The organism is Aequorivita todarodis, assembly GCF_028561335.1.
In the GTDB taxonomy this organism is placed as follows: Bacteria; Bacteroidota; Bacteroidia; order Flavobacteriales; family Flavobacteriaceae; genus Aequorivita; species Aequorivita todarodis.
Window position 1 is genome coordinate 205,586 of the sequence record NZ_JAQQTG010000006.1, and the last position, 12,415, is coordinate 218,000.

Annotated in this window: 13 protein-coding genes and 1 pseudogene; 5 read left to right on the forward strand and 9 right to left on the reverse strand. The window is 41.4% G+C overall.

Annotated elements, in window-relative coordinates:
- Positions 1–204: 204 nt before the first annotated feature.
- Complete coding sequence (msrB, locus tag POV26_RS02805; protein WP_272854973.1) at positions 205–759, reverse strand: peptide-methionine (R)-S-oxide reductase MsrB; 555 nt, start codon at positions 757–759, stop codon at positions 205–207.
- Between the two features lie 104 nt (positions 760–863).
- Positions 864–1,406 carry a peptide-methionine (S)-S-oxide reductase MsrA gene (msrA, locus tag POV26_RS02810; RefSeq protein WP_272854974.1) on the reverse strand — a complete coding sequence of 181 codons (543 nt, stop codon included), beginning with the start codon at positions 1,404–1,406 and terminating at the stop codon, positions 864–866.
- 151 nt (positions 1,407–1,557) lie between these two features.
- On the opposite strand from msrA, the gene POV26_RS02815 reads away from it, so the two are divergent.
- From POV26_RS02815 to POV26_RS02825, 3 genes are all read left to right on the forward strand, one after another.
- The gene (locus POV26_RS02815; RefSeq protein ID WP_272854975.1) at positions 1,558–2,169 is read left to right on the forward strand and encodes a hypothetical protein; all 612 of its coding nucleotides are present in this window, start codon (positions 1,558–1,560) and stop codon (positions 2,167–2,169) included.
- A gap of 105 nt (positions 2,170–2,274) precedes the next feature.
- Entirely contained in the window at positions 2,275–2,796 is a 522-nt protein-coding gene (locus POV26_RS02820) for a YceI family protein (RefSeq protein ID WP_272854976.1), read from the forward strand.
- Positions 2,797–2,973: 177 nt separating this feature from the next.
- Entirely contained in the window at positions 2,974–3,849 is an 876-nt protein-coding gene (locus tag POV26_RS02825) for a pirin family protein (protein WP_272854977.1), read from the forward strand.
- A gap of 67 nt (positions 3,850–3,916) precedes the next feature.
- Here POV26_RS02825 and POV26_RS02830 read toward each other — a convergent pair whose 3' ends face one another.
- The gene (locus POV26_RS02830; protein ID WP_272854978.1) at positions 3,917–4,534 is read right to left on the reverse strand and encodes a Crp/Fnr family transcriptional regulator; all 618 of its coding nucleotides are present in this window, start codon (positions 4,532–4,534) and stop codon (positions 3,917–3,919) included.
- Between the two features lie 234 nt (positions 4,535–4,768).
- Between POV26_RS02830 and POV26_RS02835 the strand changes: the two genes are divergently transcribed.
- Positions 4,769–4,945 (forward strand): hypothetical protein, encoded by a 177-nt coding sequence (locus tag POV26_RS02835; protein WP_272854979.1) that lies wholly within the window; start codon positions 4,769–4,771, stop codon positions 4,943–4,945.
- A 14-nt stretch (positions 4,946–4,959) separates the two neighbouring features.
- On the forward strand, positions 4,960–5,529 hold the full coding sequence (locus tag POV26_RS02840; protein ID WP_272854980.1) for a DUF4256 domain-containing protein: 570 nt from the start codon (positions 4,960–4,962) through the stop codon (positions 5,527–5,529).
- A 28-nt stretch (positions 5,530–5,557) separates the two neighbouring features.
- Here POV26_RS02840 and POV26_RS02845 read toward each other — a convergent pair whose 3' ends face one another.
- The 6 genes and pseudogenes from POV26_RS02845 to POV26_RS02870 all read right to left on the reverse strand — a co-directional run bounded on the left by POV26_RS02845 (position 5,558) and on the right by POV26_RS02870 (position 12,405).
- The gene (locus POV26_RS02845) at positions 5,558–6,823 is read right to left on the reverse strand and encodes an MFS transporter (protein ID WP_272854981.1); all 1,266 of its coding nucleotides are present in this window, start codon (positions 6,821–6,823) and stop codon (positions 5,558–5,560) included.
- Positions 6,824–6,894: 71 nt separating this feature from the next.
- On the reverse strand, positions 6,895–7,509 hold the full coding sequence (locus tag POV26_RS02850) for a YqaA family protein (RefSeq protein ID WP_272854982.1): 615 nt from the start codon (positions 7,507–7,509) through the stop codon (positions 6,895–6,897).
- 736 nt (positions 7,510–8,245) lie between these two features.
- Positions 8,246–8,479: pseudogene (locus POV26_RS02855) on the reverse strand (DUF1456 family protein); the annotation flags it as partial.
- A gap of 65 nt (positions 8,480–8,544) precedes the next feature.
- Positions 8,545–9,003: a universal stress protein gene (locus tag POV26_RS02860; protein WP_272854983.1), complete on the reverse strand. Its 459-nt coding sequence runs from the start codon at positions 9,001–9,003 to the stop codon at positions 8,545–8,547.
- Positions 9,004–9,026: 23 nt separating this feature from the next.
- On the reverse strand, positions 9,027–10,550 hold the full coding sequence (locus tag POV26_RS02865) for an FMN-binding glutamate synthase family protein (protein ID WP_272854984.1): 1,524 nt from the start codon (positions 10,548–10,550) through the stop codon (positions 9,027–9,029).
- 106 nt (positions 10,551–10,656) lie between these two features.
- The gene (locus tag POV26_RS02870) at positions 10,657–12,405 is read right to left on the reverse strand and encodes a thiamine pyrophosphate-dependent enzyme (RefSeq protein WP_272854985.1); all 1,749 of its coding nucleotides are present in this window, start codon (positions 12,403–12,405) and stop codon (positions 10,657–10,659) included.
- Between the last annotated feature and the right edge of the window lie 10 nt (positions 12,406–12,415).

Consider the following 12,415-nt stretch of genomic DNA (forward strand, 5'->3'; position numbering starts at 1 on the left):
TGATTGTTCGTTTTATTGGTTTACCTAGGTGGGTTTTTGATATTGCTCATCTTAGTGATACAAAGGTACAGTAAATTAAATAGTTAAAGTCATAAAAATGGTTAAAGGTTTGCGGCCCAAAATTTTTAAAGGGACCGTTCGATTTTCTGGATCGAAAAAAAACCTCCCGAAGGAGGCTTTCCAAGCATAACTATAATTGGGGAATTAGTCCTGCTTTATAAATTTTAATGCTGCTGAATTCATACAGTAACGCAAATGCGTGGGCGCGGGCCCGTCATTAAAAACGTGCCCCAAATGCAATCCTGTTGATCTTTCCACAATTTCATCGCGAACCATTCCCAGGCTGTTATCTTTTATCCAAACCACCGCGCTGTCATTGATTGGTTTTGTAAAGGAAGGCCATCCGGTTCCCGAATCAAATTTATCCTCACTGCTGAACAAGGGTTCTCCCGTAGCGGCACTTACATAAATGCCTTTTTCATGATTGTCGTAGTATTCATTTTTAAATGGGGTTTCCGTTCCTTTTTCTACCATTATTTGGTATTGTTTGGGTGTAAGTTCTTTTTTCCATTCCGCATCCGTTTTTGCCTTTGGAAATTTGTTGTGTATTTCGGATGCTTCCGGCATATTCACTTTTTCAGAAGTACTGAGCATTGATTTTTCGGCATTTTTGGTTTGGCTATTTTGACAAGCAACTTGCGAAAGGCTTACCAATAACCCAAAAGAAAGTGCAAATGTTTTTAATACATAGTTTTTCATGGTCTTCAGTATTTAAATAGTATTTTTTATGTGTACTATAAAAATATACGAAGACTGAGTCGGAATGGTTTCATAAAACTATCATCATAAAACATAAAAAAATGTTATTGTTTCAGCTTGTTTAGGTGCATCTGCCGAAGTCGGGCCAGTTTTGGCAAAATAACAGCCGTGCAATATCCTTGCGACGGATTGTTGGCATAATAATTTTGGTGATTGACTTCAGCTGGGTAAAACTTTTGCAAAGGACTTAACTCGGTAACTATCGGGTTTTCATAATAGGGCGCCATTTCGTTTAGCACCTTTTCAGCAATCTGTTTCTGGTTTTTATTGTGATAAAAAATAACCGAGCGATACTGTGTGCCCCTATCTGCCCCTTGCCGGTTCAGCGTTGTGGGATCGTGGCTGGTCATGAAAATAACGAGCAAATCTTCAAAGGAAACAACGGCAGGGTCATAGGTTACCTGTATCACTTCCGCATGGCCGGTTAGCCCGGAACAAACTTCGCGGTAGGTTGGCGTTCCGGGAACACTTCCGCCCGAATAGCCCGAAACCACTTTTTCCACCCCTTTTATTTGGTCGAAAATTGCTTCGGTACACCAAAAGCAACCTCCGCCCACAGTCATTTGTTCAAAATTTTTGCGCTCCATATTTTTTTGAAATTTACAACAATCCAAAGATACTCACTGGGTTTCTATAGCTCTATAAAATAGTGTTAAAGCTATTTCGGTTCTGTTTGGATTATTTTTTTTTAAATCTTGTTGAAATTTATATCTTCGAAAAAATATAAAACTGTCCCAAATGTTGAAAAAAATACCCTTCCTATTTGTCGTTTTACTAAGCTGTGCTCCCCTATTTTCACAGATAAGACCCATTGAAATTGTTGAAGAGGCAAAGGCAAATCGGCTTTTTTTGTATGCACTTAATAAAAACGAACAAGACCTAGACGTTTCCATAACAGTGGAGGGCACAAACTTTCGGCAAAGTAAGGGTGTGCCGAGGGCGGTTCGTGTTCCCGCCGCATCAAAAGTTTTGGTAGCCAATTTGATTGTTGACAGGGGCAAACGGGCAAATTATACCTATGAACTTAAAGTAAGTGATAGCCTTTCCCGCCGTGCATTGCGCAAGGAGTATGAGGCTATAAAAATAGCGCCAAAGAAAAAAGTAATAGTTTACATTCCCGAGAACTGCGCAAGTTGCGACACCTTGGTTTCCAATCTCGACAATAGCCGCTACTTATATACTTTATACAAATTTTCCGAAAAGCCCGAATTGAAAGCCCAACTGGCTCCAGCCTTTGCCAATGCCATCGTAAAGATTGATTCCGTTACTGCCCCAATCATCAGCTTGGGCGGGGTGCTTCACGTAAAAATTGAGGATTACGATCAGTTATTGGAGGAAATGAATAAATAACTTCAAGTAAAGTGCAACCCGATTTCTTATCATACATCAATGCAAGGGTCGGTTATTCGCCTTAATTTTGTCCTGTAAATAATTAATAACCAATAAATTATAAATATGGAAAATACAAAGACAGTTTGGAATATCGATACTACCCATTCCGAAATCAATTTTAAGGTGAAACATATGATGATTTCTACGGTAAGCGGTAGTTTCGAGAAATTTGACGGCAAGGTTGAAACTCCGAATGACGATTTTAAAAACGGGAAATTTTCATTCTCTGCGGAAATCAATTCTGTAAACACAAATAATAAAGATCGCGACACCCATTTAAAGAGCGATGATTTCTTTGGGGCTGAAAAAAATCCACAGTTAACGTTCAAATCAAGATCATTTGACGGAAACAAAATGGTGGGCGATTTAACCATAAAAGGAGTTACCCAAGAAATAACCTTGGATGCAGAATACAACGGCACCGCGGTTGATCCCTATGGGCAAACAAAAGCTGGTTTTGAGTTTGAAGGCAGTATAAGCCGAAAAGATTTCGGTTTAAGTTGGAATGCCGTAACCGAAGCCGGAAGCATTGTGGTGAGCGATAAGGTGAAAATGATTGCTTCGTTACAATTCATAAAACAATAATTTTTCAAGATTTTACTGTTCCCCTTTTTAAAGAATCGAGAGCCTTGTTTTTATAAATAGGGTTCTCGATTTGTAATTTAAAACGGGCCATTCGCTAAAAACAGTTCTTAACATACATCAATGTAAGACAAGCATTTGCGAAGTAATTTTACACTATAAAATAAAAGCGATTTAAAAATGAAAACACGACATATAGAACGCGTATTTATACCGCCGGCACCACATATGGTTGGTGATGGGTTTAGGGTGCATCAATATATTCCTTCCGGAATACAGCAAGGTTTTGAACGCATGGATCCCTTTATCTTGATGGATTACAACAGCAAATTCTACTTCCCTCCCACCGATCGGCCCCGTGGCGTTGGCGTGCATCCGCACAGAGGCTTTGAAACGGTTACGATTGCCTATAAAGGAAGCGTTGCCCACCACGACAGCGCCGGAAACAGTGGCGTAATCGGTGAGGGCGATGTGCAGTGGATGACCGCTGCTTCGGGAATACTCCACAAAGAATATCACGAAGAAAAATTCAGCAAGGCCGGGGGCGATTTCCAGATGGTACAGTTGTGGGTGAATCTTCCCGCGAAGGACAAAATGAGCGCCCCAAAATATCAGGGAATCACAAAGGCGGAAATGAAAAAAGTAGAGCTTCCCGAAAATGCGGGTACTATTGAAGTAATCGCGGGCGAATACAACGGGGAAAAAGGGCCTGCTTTCACTTTTACGCCCGTCCACCTGTTTAACGCAAAGCTGAATAAAGGCGGAAAAGCCACGTTCAGTTTTCCCGAAAATTACAACACTGCGGTTTTGGTGATTGAAGGAAATATAAAAGTGAACAATTCCGAAGTAATAAAAACCGACAGTTTGGGATTGTTTGCAAATGACGGCGAACAATTCACCATGGAAGCAACGGATGACGCAGTGGTTTTAATACTCAGCGGCCAACCCATAAACGAGCCCATTGCCGCCCAAGGCCCATTTGTGATGAATACCCGCAGCGAACTTGTGCAGGCGATAAGTGATTTCAATATGGGAAAATTTGGTTATTTGGAATAATTTAAGAAAAAAGAATCCTCTTAAGCCTGTTGAAAATTGATTTTGACAGGCTTTTTTATGAAATACCTTAGCTTGGCTTAAAATTTCTATGCGCCAGTTCCTTCCGCACGCGGCTCAAACTTTCGGGCGTAATGCCCAAATAGGAAGCGATCATCCATTGTGGAACGCGCAACAAAAGATCTGGGTACATGTCAATAAAACTCAGATAGCGTTTTTCCGCAGTGGCGCCGAGCAATAAATTGATGCGTTTCTGCATCTGCCTGATGTGATTGTGCAAAAGCTTGTCGTTGTACCGACTAAAAACAGAGCTCACTTCCGCTGCCTGGCACATAAAATCCTCACCGATAAGAACCACATCTGTAGCTTCAATGGCCTCAATATAGCTTTCCGACGGGTCATTAAAATAAACGCTACTCCTGTCCACCATAAACCAGTTTTCAGGAGCGAACTGGATGACGTGCTCCTTTCCACTTTCATCAAGCATATACGACCGCAAGAGGCCTTTTTCAACAAAAAAGGAGTGCTTGCAAATGTCTCCATTTTTCAGAAGAACACTGCCCTTTTCATACTGCATCCGTGTTAATGGCAGCGACAGTTGCTCTGCCTCAGTTTCAGACAGTCCCACTGTTTTTACCAGATAGGAAGTGAAAGTTTTTGGAGCTGCTTGATTTTCGTTTTTAATCATTTCAAAAAAATCATATTTCGTCTAAAAATAAGGTATTCTTTTGAAAGCTGTTTCCGAAGTTTTAAAAACGAATAAAAATATATCAGAAGAAGAAGCATTAAAAAAGATACAAAAAGCCTATTTCTTCAAAAGAGTTGCATCCTCACTGTGAAATTTTCTTTAAAAATACCGCTGTTCTTTTCAAAAGAATGATTTAAGTGGTAATTTTAAAATAAGATTTTAAAAGCCCACAAAATGAATTGGACATTTAGAAATTTCAAGCCGGAAATTGATAAATTGGCGCCCCAAGTTCGTGAGAAAGCCATGGAAATAGCCAATCAACTGATGGAGAAAGGTGGCATTTCAGAAGAAAATGCAATTCAACAAGCTATTGTAAGAGCCGAGGAATGGTTTTATAATTCAGAAGGATAAACCCATTTTTGATTATGAAAAAAGTAGGCCAAAAGGAATTGACCCCAGAAGAAACCGAAGATCTTCTCAAAAAATTAAAGACCCGTTTCGAGAAAAACAAGCATCGCCACCAAGCTATTGAATGGTTACAGGTGCAAAATAAACTAACGGCCAACCCAGCAAATCTTTGGTCGCTCCACCAAATGGAAGAAACCGGTGGTGAACCCGATGTTGTTGGTTTGGACAAAAAGACAAACGAATATATTTTTTATGACTGCGCTGCGGAAAGTCCCAAAGGCAGGCGAAGCTTTTGCTACGACCCGGAAGCCTTGGAAGCGAGAAAGGAACACAAGCCAAAGCACAGTGCTATTGGGATGGCAGCCGAAATGGGTATAGAGCTTTTAAACGAGGAACACTATAGAAATCTGCAAAATTTAGGAAAATTCGACAGTAAAACCTCCAGTTGGTTAAAAACCCCGGACAATATCCGAAAATTTGGGGGTGCTATTTTTGGGGATTTTCGTTACGGGACAGTCTTTGTATATCACAATGGAGCGGAGTCATATTATGCAAACAGAGGTTTTCGGGGAATGTTAAAACTTTAAACCAATCCCGAATTAACAAATCAAAATATCACTCGCGTTCGTGTTCCTCCATATCCTTCCGAAGATCCAGTTTCCGTAGTTTTGGGAAAAAGAAACCCGTTCCAATTACCGTAAGTATGGTCATTCCACCTCCAAAAACAACGGCGGTAACCGTTCCCATCAGTTTTGCGGTAAGCCCACTCTCAAAAGCGCCCAATTCATTGGAAGACCCCACAAACATAGAATTAACCGATGCTACGCGCCCACGCATGGCATCTGGAGTCCTGAGCTGTAAGATCGTGGAGCGAATGACCATAGAAATGCCATCCGTGGCGCCACTAAGAAAAAGTGCAATTACGGAAAGCCAAAACCAAGTGGAAACCCCAAATACAATAATACAGATACCAAACCCAAAAATGGCGGCAAGCAGTTTCATTCCTGCATTTTTATTGAGCGGAAAATGTGCAGAAGTAAACATAATGAGCAACGCACCCACAGCAGGAGCGGCACGGAGTATTCCAAAACCTTCCGGGCCTACTTTAAGAATGTCCTGTGCATAAATGGGCAATAATGCCACTGCTCCCCCAAAAAGCACCGCAAACATATCTAAGGTAAGAGCGCCCAAAATGACCCTCGTGTTCATTACGAATTTGATGCCCTCTTTTAAGCTTTTCATCACCGGCTCCCCAATTTTTGGGTTCATAATTGGTTTCTTCGGAATTTGTAGCAATAGCAACAAGGCCATCAACGAAAAGGCAAAAACAAAACACATGGACCAGTGAACGCCGATCCAATGGATAAAGAAACCTCCTGCCGCAGGTCCTACAACCGATCCCATTTGCCAAACGGAGCTACTCCACGTGGCTGCATTGGGATATATTTTTTTAGGAACCAACAAAGAGAATAACGAAAAAATAGTTGGGCCCAAGAAAGCCCGAACAATTCCGCCAAGAAAAACCAAAAAGTAAACCGAATAAAGTATCGTGTTGGTGGAGAGATCTTCCACTATACGAGGCCAGGTTATAAGAAACAATCCGAGGCTCACAATGGAAAATCCAAAAATACACTTAAACAAAAGGCTGCGTTTTTCCCGCTGATCTACAATATGTCCCGCGAAAAGTGCCATGGAAACCGCTGGAATAACTTCCATCAAACCGATGATTCCCAGCGAAAGTGGATTTTTGGTAATGCTGTAAACTTCCCACTCTATTACCACAAACTGCATGCTCCATGCAAAGACCATTGCAAACCGCACCAAAAGAAATAGATTAAACTCCCGAAATCGTAACGCGGCGTAGGGATCGTTTTTCTTCATTTAAGAGAAGTTGCTGTTTAAAATTGGATTGGTTGCTACCGAATCAAAACTGCTCCGGTATGCCAAAAGTACTACAGCAAGCTGAATATGGCAATGGCATAAAGATAAAACCGTACAAAACGAAGCAAGCCAAAGAGAAGATAGTTTGTAAACTTATAATGGATCATTCCTGCGGCCATACTGGTCATTGAGAACGGAATTGGCAACAAGGCACCAACCACAATCAGGAAACCACCCCACTTACGGATCTGTTTTAGATGCTTTTTCATTTTCCCTTCCATATAGGCATAAACGCTAGGAATCGTAAAAATCCATTTTCCGATGAAGAATGAAATAATTCCACCCAAATAAGACAATGCGGCCAAGAGCGTCAAATAAAGAAGTGGCTGTGGCATCTTGTCGCTCCAAGCAATAAAAATTTCCGGCGGAACGAGCCCCAACAATGATTCCGAAGCAAGAAAAACAAGCAGGATGTTGATTGGCGCGTAGGTTTCGGTAATGTAGGTGAAAAGATTGCTAAAATCCACAACATAAAGATCCAGCACAACCAGCAAGGCTATTACCAAAACTATGGGAATAATGGCCTTTTTTAGGCTCTGCCCTACAAAAGAATAAAACCCAGTGTATTTGTAATACAAATGGGCGCGCTTTATTTTATTGGTTTCGGTTTTTTTTATGGTATTCATGTTAATGTGGGATACAAAATATTCAAGGGTGCAAATATATGGCTAAAGACCCTCCCCTGCAACCATTTGGCAAAGCATTCACGGTTAATAGTTTGTTAAACAGTTTCTGCGGGCCGTCTTTTCGCCAAAAGTTAATATTTAGTTAAATCATTACTTTGTATAACATAGTACTGTAACAAAAATATAATTCGTACGTCTTTTAAGTATAACCAGTAAATCAAATTTATTATGAGAACTTTAAACAGCAATCACTTGACGGACAAAATGAAAACTTCAAAAGCCTATTCTTGGAATTTAAAAAGGAGATTTCGCTAAAAACTAATTATTAAACATTTAAAACTTAAAAATCATGAGAACATTGGACAGCAACGAAAACATTCACAGACCACACGATTCCAAAGCCTATACCTGGAATTCGAAAAGGCGCTATAAATAATGGCCTTGATTAAAACCAATAAAAAAATTAACTATGAAAACCTTGAGAAACATCCAAAAGCGCATTAAATGCGGATCGCAAAAGCAGCACACGTTGCAGTACCTAAACGGAAACCAACACCTGTTTGAAGATCCCACAATCAGAAAAACATGCAGATACGTGTATTGAAATATAGAAAGCCGAAAAGCCACTGAAGCTGGATTGAAGAAATTTGATCCAGCTTTTTTATTTTTTTGTTTTCGGTTTATATTTTGGGCGTGGATTCGGTTTGGTTTTTGCTTCGGCCTTTGGCGCCGACGCTTTCTTCTCCGGCATCGGCCCGCGCAGATGGATTACCAATCCATTTAGAAAATTACGAAGAAACTGATCGCCGCACTCCATATATTTTTCGTGGTTCTCATTTCTGAAGATTGCTCCAAGTTCACTTTTTGTGACCGCAAAATCAACCAACGAGCATATTTTTACTATATCCTCATCGCGTAACTTGTGTGCCACGCGCAGTTTTTTCATTATATCGTTATTGGTTAACGCCATGCCAAAATTTGTTTTTTTCAAAGGTAAGTTTATTTATTCACCTTAAAAAATAACTCACTTCCCTCCTATTTTTCTCCCGTGGGGACCATATAAACCGGGATTTTCGTATGCTCTAAAACACTGGAGGCAACTGTTCCCAAGAATAGCTTTTCCAAGGTGCCGTGGCTGTGCGTTCCCATAACTATTAAATCTGCTTTCCACGCTTCGGCATATTCCAAGATTTTTTTGGCTGTATCGCCTTCTGCCAAATGGGTCGAAATATTTTCGCCTTTCAAATGTGCTTTTGTTTTATCAAGGTAGTCCTGTGCTACTTTTACAAATTCCTCTTGAATTTTATAATCCACGGGAAACGCGTAACCTTCGTACCCCATAAAAGGTTCGTATTGCATTCCGTAGTAACGCACTTCTGAAAGTACGTGGAACAAACAAACTTCAGCCTGCATCAACTGTGCAAGTTCATAGCCCATCTTCACAACTTTTTCTGAATTGGGGTTATAATCCAGGGTAATCAGTACCTTTTTCATAATAACATTATTTATGGTTAGCTTCACAAACTTGTCTTTTGAAGAAATTGTCCTGCAGAAACCGGAGGGTAAATCTCTTCATAGCACTTAATATCTGTTTCTATTTGCTTAAAGATATAACTTCTATTCAAATCTGAAAGGGTATTGCAGCCCGCTGCCGCAAAAAGTTCTAAAAACTCATTCACAGTTCTTCCGTGGTAATTGCGGACGCGCTTCCATTTGTCTTCAACAACCAGCCCGCGCATTAGTGCAGGATTATTAGTGGTAACGCCTGTTGGGCACTTGTTGGTATCGCATTTCAACGCTTGAATACACCCCAAGGCAACCATCATTCCTCTGGCTGAATTGCATACATCGGCCCCAATGCACAAAGCCTTAAAAATATCAAACGCCGTGAATATTTTGGTTGCTGTTATAACTTTTATGTCCTTTTTGAGCCCATATCCATTTAAGGTGTCCACTACAAAAACCAGCGCTTTTTCCCACGGCATTCCCACGTAGTTTGAAAAATCTATGGGTGCCGCTCCCGTGCCACCTTCGGAACCATCAACGGTTATAAAATCTGGTTTTATTCCAGTTTCCACCATTTTTTCGCAGATGTCAATGAACTCTTGCTTGCTTCCAATACAGAGTTTAAATCCAATAGGTTTTCCATCGCTCAGGTCGCGCATTTGTTTCACAAAACGGAGCAGACCTTCGGCATCGTGGAAGGCAGTATGGCCCGGTGGGGAAATAACGTCAATATGTGGTTTTATTCCTCTAATTTTCGCGATTTCCTCATTGTTCTTTACCGCCGGCAAAACGCCTCCATGACCGGGTTTTGCCCCTTGCGATATTTTAATCTCTATCATTTTTACCGTGGGATACGCCGCTTTTTCTTTAAATATCTCTGGCGAAAAGTTACCATCTTCGGTTCGGCATCCAAAATAACCCGTACCTACTTCATAAACCAAATCGCCTCCTTTTAAGTGGTATTCCGAAATTCCACCTTCACCCGTGTCGTGAAAAAAGTTTCCTGCCTTTGCGCCAAGATTTAGCGCCATAACCGCATTCTTGCTCAATGCGCCAAAACTCATTGCAGAAATATTAAAAATACTGGCACTATAGGGTTGTTTGCAATCCGGTCCACCAATGAGTACTCGCGGTGCCTCTGTTAATAACGGTGTTGGATAAATACTGTGTTTCATCCATTTGGCGTTTTCGGCCTCTACATTTAATTCTGTTCCAAAGGGATGGGTTTCCTTTTGAAGTTTGGCGCGTTCATAAATATAGGTTCTGTGGTTCCGGTCTATCGGTTTTCCATCGGTATCATTTTCAACAAAATACTGGTGAAGTTCGGGCCCGATCATTTCCAACAGGTACCGCATATGTCCCAAAACCGGAAAGTTTCTGAGGATGGTATGTTTTTTCTGAAACAAATCATAAATGCCAATTCCGAAAATCAAAACGCCCAAAATTGAAAACCCATAGGCCGGCCATATTGCGGTGCAGGTAATAATTGCAACGATTCCCAGGGCTATAAACGTAAACTGTATTGCTTCTCTCATTTTGAAAAATTTATTTGAATTATAATGCTTATCAATTTAGAAAATTGACTTAGTACAGTACAAATTAAGACCCCCCTATGTCTTACCATCCTACGTCATATTTGAATTATTTTGAATTGTGAAAGAACGCCTTTATCTCGTCCATCAAATTGTTTTTTTGATTTTTATCGCCTTCCACAGAAAGCAGGATTTCCTTCACTTTCGATTTTCCGAAACCCCAAGCCTCTTCCAGCGTAATATTTGGCGGCAACGAAAGTTCTCCCGGATTGGTGATGGCATCAATTATAAAAGGTTTGGGCGAAGCGATTGCCATTTCTATAGCCTTTTCAATATCTGCGGCATGTTCAACTCGCACCCCGTCGCCACCACAAAGTTTGGCGTATTCGGCAAAGTTTGGATTTTGGAGTCCGAGGGCCTCATCTGCCATTGCGTAGCCAGCTTCTTCCATTTCAATTTTCACAAAGCCGAGCTGGCTGTTGTTATAAACCAAAATTTTTGCGGGCCAATTGTAACGGACGGCGGTAATAAAATCATTCATACACATTCCGAAAGCCCCATCGCCGACGATTGCCCAAACCTGCCTGCCGGGATTTACGGATTGAATACCCATTGCGGCGGGGAAACCAACAGCCATGGAACCGTGATTGAAAGAGCCCAACAATCTTCTCTCTCCGTGGAGCGTTAAATGGTGGGCTACCCAAATGGCGCTTTCGCCAACATCAACGGTAAAACAGGCATCGTCCGAAGCTTTTTTGTTCAAAACATTCATAAAAAGTTGGGGGTGCAAAGGTTCTTCGTCATTTTTTAAACTGCTGGCTTCCTCTTTGTGCTTTTTCCACTTTTTAAAGTTTTCAACCAAGGTATCCAAAAATTCAGTGTCATTTTTTGGAAGGATTTTGGCATCCATTTTTTGAAGGGTTGCTAAAATATCGCCCTGAACACCAATATCAACTTTCACGCGATTGCCGATGTTTTCAGCTCGTGTGTCCACTTGAATGATTTTTACGTCGTCTGGCAGGAAATTGCTATATGGAAAATCAGTTCCCAACATGAGCAGTAAATCTGGCTTCATCACAGCGTGATAGGCTGAAGGATTTCCGATAAGCCCCGTGAGGCCGACCACGTTTTTATCGTCATTGTGGATTATGTCTGAAGAGCGAAAGGTATGTGCGATCGGCGCTTTTATTTTTTCTGAAAGGGCCAAAACTTTTTCCCTGCTATTTCTGCAACCGGCACCAGCTAAAATGGTAATCTTTTTGGCTTCGTTTATGGCATTTGCAATTTTGTTGATGTCTTCATCAGAAGGAACCAAAACAGCGTTGCCCCGAAATACCGGATGCGCATAATGAGTGCCTTCGGCTTCTTCAACGGCAATATCAACCGGAACTTCAACGCGAACTACCGCCCGTTGTTCCAAAGCAATTTGAATTGCGCGAAGTACAACGCGAGGCGCTTCTTCCGCAGAACGGATTACAGCTTGGTAGGCACACACATCGTCAAAGATTTTGGTGAGCCCCACTTCCTGAAAATAGTTGGTTCCCATATTTACACGTGCCACTTGCCCGCTAATGGCAAGCACTGGAACGCGCTCTTTTTTTGCATTGTATAGACCATTTATTAAGTGAAGTGTTCCGGGCCCAACGGTACCGGCGCAAACCGCGAGATTGTCGGTCATTTGTGCTTCGGCACCTGCTGCAAAGGCACCGTTTTCCTCATGGCGCACGGCAATCCATTTTATGTCTTCATCATCGCGAAGGGCATCGGTAAAAGTGTTGAGGGCATCGCCGGTCACACCCCATATTTGGGTTACCCCGACGCTTTTTAGGATTTGGATAATTTGTTCGGAAACATTCATTGGACTGCAA

Excerpts from the sequence above, each read along its gene's own strand:
- msrB (WP_272854973.1), bottom strand. The coding sequence starts at position 759 with ATGAAAAACTATGTATTAAAAACATTTGCACTTTCTTTTGGGTTATTG.
- msrA (WP_272854974.1), bottom strand. The coding sequence starts at position 1,406 with ATGGAGCGCAAAAATTTTGAACAAATGACTGTGGGCGGAGGTTGCTTT.
- POV26_RS02815 (WP_272854975.1), top strand. The coding sequence starts at position 1,558 with ATGTTGAAAAAAATACCCTTCCTATTTGTCGTTTTACTAAGCTGTGCT.
- POV26_RS02820 (WP_272854976.1), top strand. The coding sequence starts at position 2,275 with ATGGAAAATACAAAGACAGTTTGGAATATCGATACTACCCATTCCGAA.
- POV26_RS02825 (WP_272854977.1), top strand. The coding sequence starts at position 2,974 with ATGAAAACACGACATATAGAACGCGTATTTATACCGCCGGCACCACAT.
- POV26_RS02830 (WP_272854978.1), bottom strand. The coding sequence starts at position 4,534 with ATGATTAAAAACGAAAATCAAGCAGCTCCAAAAACTTTCACTTCCTAT.
- POV26_RS02835 (WP_272854979.1), top strand. The coding sequence starts at position 4,769 with ATGAATTGGACATTTAGAAATTTCAAGCCGGAAATTGATAAATTGGCG.
- POV26_RS02840 (WP_272854980.1), top strand. The coding sequence starts at position 4,960 with ATGAAAAAAGTAGGCCAAAAGGAATTGACCCCAGAAGAAACCGAAGAT.
- POV26_RS02845 (WP_272854981.1), bottom strand. The coding sequence starts at position 6,823 with ATGAAGAAAAACGATCCCTACGCCGCGTTACGATTTCGGGAGTTTAAT.
- POV26_RS02850 (WP_272854982.1), bottom strand. The coding sequence starts at position 7,509 with ATGAATACCATAAAAAAAACCGAAACCAATAAAATAAAGCGCGCCCAT.
- POV26_RS02860 (WP_272854983.1), bottom strand. The coding sequence starts at position 9,003 with ATGAAAAAGGTACTGATTACCCTGGATTATAACCCCAATTCAGAAAAA.
- POV26_RS02865 (WP_272854984.1), bottom strand. The coding sequence starts at position 10,550 with ATGAGAGAAGCAATACAGTTTACGTTTATAGCCCTGGGAATCGTTGCA.
- POV26_RS02870 (WP_272854985.1), bottom strand. The coding sequence starts at position 12,405 with ATGAATGTTTCCGAACAAATTATCCAAATCCTAAAAAGCGTCGGGGTA.